Origin of the sequence: Bavariicoccus seileri WCC 4188, assembly GCF_000421665.1 — a bacterium.
In the GTDB taxonomy this organism is placed as follows: domain Bacteria; phylum Bacillota; class Bacilli; order Lactobacillales; family Aerococcaceae; genus Bavariicoccus; species Bavariicoccus seileri.
Genome location: NZ_ATXL01000082.1, coordinates 1 through 4,232, shown reverse-complemented (window position 1 = coordinate 4,232; position 4,232 = coordinate 1). Strand labels below are relative to the sequence as shown.

The 4,232-nt window shown below is 38.7% G+C and carries 5 protein-coding genes and 1 pseudogene; all 6 read left to right on the top strand.

The features are described from left to right. Nucleotides 1-430: 430 nt before the first annotated feature. Nucleotides 431-748: a PTS cellobiose transporter subunit IIB gene (locus tag H541_RS0110620; RefSeq protein ID WP_022797259.1), complete on the top strand. Its 318-nt coding sequence runs from the start codon at nt 431-433 to the stop codon at nt 746-748. Between the two features lie 99 nt (nt 749-847). Next, the gene (locus tag H541_RS0110615; RefSeq protein WP_022797258.1) at nt 848-2,830 is read left to right on the top strand and encodes a BglG family transcription antiterminator; all 1,983 of its coding nucleotides are present in this window, start codon (nt 848-850) and stop codon (nt 2,828-2,830) included. Nucleotides 2,831-2,860: 30 nt separating this feature from the next. After that, the gene (locus tag H541_RS0110610; protein WP_026501791.1) at nt 2,861-3,175 is read left to right on the top strand and encodes a PTS cellobiose transporter subunit IIA; all 315 of its coding nucleotides are present in this window, start codon (nt 2,861-2,863) and stop codon (nt 3,173-3,175) included. 27 nt (nt 3,176-3,202) lie between these two features. Continuing rightward, nucleotides 3,203-3,709 carry a hypothetical protein gene (locus tag H541_RS0110605; RefSeq protein WP_022797256.1) on the top strand — a complete coding sequence of 169 codons (507 nt, stop codon included), beginning with the start codon at nt 3,203-3,205 and terminating at the stop codon, nt 3,707-3,709. 42 nt (nt 3,710-3,751) lie between these two features. Further along, nucleotides 3,752-3,892 (top strand): annotated as a pseudogene (gene celB / locus H541_RS0110600) (PTS cellobiose transporter subunit IIC); the annotation flags it as partial. Between the two features lie 99 nt (nt 3,893-3,991). Next, the coding region (locus tag H541_RS0110595; RefSeq protein ID WP_022797254.1) for a helix-turn-helix domain-containing protein at nt 3,992-4,232 on the top strand (241 nt) is incomplete at its 3' end.

The following is a 4,232-nucleotide window of genomic DNA, read 5'->3' as shown; positions in this document are numbered from 1 at the left end:
TTGTTCATACATTAGGAATATTGTTTCTCGCTCATTCATGGTAAGATGTGTGTATGGATTCATAGCTTTCTCCTTCTAATAGTTGGTTGGTACATCTATTTTATAGGAAAACTATGGATCTTTTTTTTATTTTATTATTGTTGTTGCACTTAAATTGTAAATTCGTCACTTAAAAAGAAAAAAGGGTTAAAAGTGGTGTGAATCAGCCATTTTTAACCTTTTTTTCCTTGAACGATGACATAAAAGAATCTTTATTTCTTAAATGATTGTCATAATAGACCTTATAAAAGCTCGTGACCAAGGTTTTTCCGTAGTACTAAGGAAAAAGTTCCGTTGGATATGAAATCTGTTTCACTATATAGTGTAAGTGTGAAGGAAGAGTCAGTCATTCACATAATCGAAAGTTATATAAGTGAAAGGATGGAGCGTTATGACGAAAAAAGCATTGATCATTTGTGCAGCAGGGATGTCTTCTTCTATGATGGCCAAGAAAACAACAGATTATTTCAAAGAGAAAAATGAAGATGTCATCTTGGATGCTGTTCCGGCAACTGAGGGGGAGGGTAAAATCAGAAATAGTGATTTTGATCTTTTCTTGATTAGCCCACAAACGTCCATGTATTTAGATAAATTCAAACGAATCGGGGCCGAGGTCGGAAAGCCAGTGATTAGTATTCCATTTCAAGCATATGTTCCGATTCCAACTGGCATCGCCAAACTGGCGGAAGTCGTCTCTGAAAATATATAATCAACTTAGGAAGAAAACTAGTTAGTAATATAGTTAGGTGTCAGGATTAATGTGGCACTTAGTTGCTAGCTGACTATTGAGGTTATAGGGGGACTTGCCATGAAGCAAAAAGAACGTGACTTATTACACCAAATATTTGCACAAAGAGATGAGTTTGTGACAAGTCAGGTTCTAGCGAGTCATCTATCCTTATCTGATCGGACGGTTAGGACTTACCTCAATCATTTAGCAGAGTTAGTAGCTGAAAATGGTGCTAGTATTGTGTCAAAACCTGGCTATGGCTATAAGTTGACAGTCAATCAACCTTTGGCTTTTGATATTTTCATGAATCAAAGTGGCATCATTACCAAAAGTCCAGCGCCAGAATCGGGAATTAGTGATACAAAAGAGCGGCAAAGTTTTATTTTAAATAAGCTGTTACTAGAGGAAGAGTATTTACTGTTGGATGACTTGTCAGAGCGGCTGTATGTCAGTCGTTCGACACTGACAAACGATATGTCAGAGATCAAAGAAATGTTGAAGCCTTACAGGTTGACGGTCAAAAGTAGACCTAATTCTGGCTTATCGATTGTTGGTAAGGAACGAGATAAGCGTCATTTCATCATGACTTATTTTTTCTCAAACTCCTTGTCTAATTCGATTCAACGCTACATGGGGAATGCTGATTATTTTAAGGATATGAGTTTTGAGGCGATGACAATCATTGTCCTTGATGAATGTCGAGAGGCTCATTTGAAGGTATCGGATTTTGTTATCCAAAATCTGGTGTTACATTTAGCGTTAAGTTTAAAACGAATCAGTGCTGGCTTTGAAGTACAGGAAATCGGGGAAGAAATAGCTATTTCCCATCGTCTAGAACACCAGGTGGCTCAACGTATTTTAAAGCGTATCGAAGCGAGTTCACATGTTACTTTCCCAGAAGCTGAAGTCGGCTACTTGACGATCCACTTGATGGCTAAATCAAATAAAAAGAGTGATACGAGGCATAAGGACTTAACCTTAAAACGAGAACTAGAACAGAGTCTTCAGGTCTTAGCTAAAGATACTAGCATTCCATTTGATGAGGATCAAGCATTAATCAACGGCTTAATGGATCATCTCTTGCCAATGATGGTCAGATTGGAAAATGGCATTCGTTTAGAAAATCCGCTTTTAACAGAAATCACCGAAAAGTACCAGATTGCATTTGCGACTAGTAAGGAATATTTGAACCTCATACCGAGTTTACAGCGTCAGGAGGTCAGCGATGATGAGTGGGCCTATCTAGCTTTACACTTGATGGCGGCCTATGAAAAGTATAAGGATGTCCATAAGCTCCAAGTGTTAGTGATTTGTGCGACAGGTTACGGAAGTGCGCAACTGTTAAAGAATCGCCTTAATAAGGAGTTTGGCAAGCATTTAACAGTTGTTGATGTCAAAGGCTACTATGAGATAACAGAGGATAGCTTGACCAATATTGACGTGATCATCTCCTCCATCGATATGTCGACTCTTATTTTTAAGGTTCCAGTCATATCTGTCAGTGTCTTTTTGTCCCAACAGGATATTGAAAAGATTCGTCACTTTATTGACCAAACCGATGTAATGAGTGATAGGATCATGCCAAGAGAACAGCCTCATTATTATAAAGAAAAAGTACTATCGAGTTATCTGAAAGATTCCTTTATCTATTGTTTTGATCAAGCTGTATCGAAAGACCAAGTGCTTGCCAAGTTAGCAAGGCTTTTGAGTGATCATGAGTCTGCCGATTTTACCGAGAAACTTTTGGATCAGATCAACCAAAGGGGAGCAATGAACCCCATTGTTTTTAGTGAGTCGATCGCAGTTCCACATCCTGCTATGCCAGTCGGTGTGACGGGTAAAATTGCGGTAGGCATCGTTCCCACGGGTTTAGAATGGGATAGCAACTATCAACAGATTAAATTAGTGTTTTTGCTGTCACCTTCGTATCACGAAAACGAAAATCTACCACAAGTGACTAAGGCAATCATTGAATTGATCGATGATGAGAAAGCCCAAGAAGAAATTATCACTCATCCAGAATACACCACGATAACAAACGTGTTATTAAGAGTCATGTGAGGAAGGAGATGACATAACATGGAAAAACAAATGCCTAGTGAAGAATTACAGCAAGTGGCTTTTGAGATCATTTTACATAGTGGCTCAGCTCGCACGAAGGTCCACGAAGCTTTTGGCGCTATGCGTCAAGGTGAAACGACCAAAGCAGACGAACTTTTAGAAGACGCTAATCAAGAGCTACTCCTAGCTCATAAAAGTCAAACGACTTTGCTACAAGAATATGCCGGTGGCGAAAAAATCGACATGGAGATCATTATGGTCCATGCGCAAGACCACTTAATGACGACCATGACCCTAAGAGAAGTTGCTATTGAAATGAATTATCTTTATCAACGGTCCGCTTAAGGAAAAGTAGAAAGGAGGTAGACAGTGATGTCCAATAAACAAGCAAAGGCAACTATGGAAAAAAAGCGGCAAGAAGTTGGCCTCAGGAATATGTATTTTAATCGCTATCTTTTGATTCGCTACATCACAGCAGTATTTTTCTTTTCTAATCTCTACTGGTTTGTATTCCTCGCTGGCACGAAAAGTATCTTTTTAGGGTTACCACTTGTGTTGCTAGTTGGGATGGTAGTTGTCGTTTGGGAGCAGATCAAGACCTATCGTGATCATCGTTCTGAAATCCCTAGCACGCGCTTATATTATAGGGTGCAGTTAGCTTTGAATGCTGTCTTATGTTTCAGCGTTTATACCCCTTTGTTTACGTCTCTATTTCCATTCGTCAAAAATAGTTCAGAAGGCAAGAGTGTTGTCTTATTGATGCTAGTGTTGGGTGCTTTGCTATGTGTCGTTGTAGAGCGCAAGTTGCAGTTAATCAGTCGTCACAAGGATCGTCATTATGGTCGAATCATGGCTTACAAGAAAGCGATTACACATTAGTAAGGGATAACAGAAGAGAAAGGAATTAATAAAATGGATAAAATATTTGGTTTTTTAGAAAAATATTTAATGGGTCCAATGGGTAAGGTATCACAGTTTAAAATCGTACGTGCTGTAATGGCAGCTGGGATGGCAAGTATTCCATTTACTATCGTTGGCTCAATGTTTTTAGTGTTTAACGTCTTTGTAAGGTTACAATACATGTGTTACATGAAAATAAAAAAATAGAGGAAGCTTCTGCTATACTGTAATTACCACACCACAGAAAGGAAAGCTTCCCCTATGAAGAATATTATAACAGAAGAAATGCGATACAGAAAGAAAGTCGTTGATTATGCGGTTAGACATGATAATAATGCCAAGGCTGCACGCAAATATCACACAAATCGGATGCAAGTCAAACGTTGGAGAGACAACTATGATGGGACATGGGATAGTTTAAGAAATAAGAGTACAAAGCCCCACTCACATCCCAATCAACACACTGAAGAAGAGTTAAATATCATGAAAAAGACCTACCAAC

Bases quoted from the DNA above. Each gene is read 5' to 3' on its own strand.
- H541_RS0110620 (WP_022797259.1), top strand. From the start codon at position 431: ATGACGAAAAAAGCATTGATCATTTGTGCAGCAGGGATGTCTTCTTCT.
- H541_RS0110615 (WP_022797258.1), top strand. From the start codon at position 848: ATGAAGCAAAAAGAACGTGACTTATTACACCAAATATTTGCACAAAGA.
- H541_RS0110610 (WP_026501791.1), top strand. From the start codon at position 2,861: ATGCCTAGTGAAGAATTACAGCAAGTGGCTTTTGAGATCATTTTACAT.
- H541_RS0110605 (WP_022797256.1), top strand. From the start codon at position 3,203: ATGTCCAATAAACAAGCAAAGGCAACTATGGAAAAAAAGCGGCAAGAA.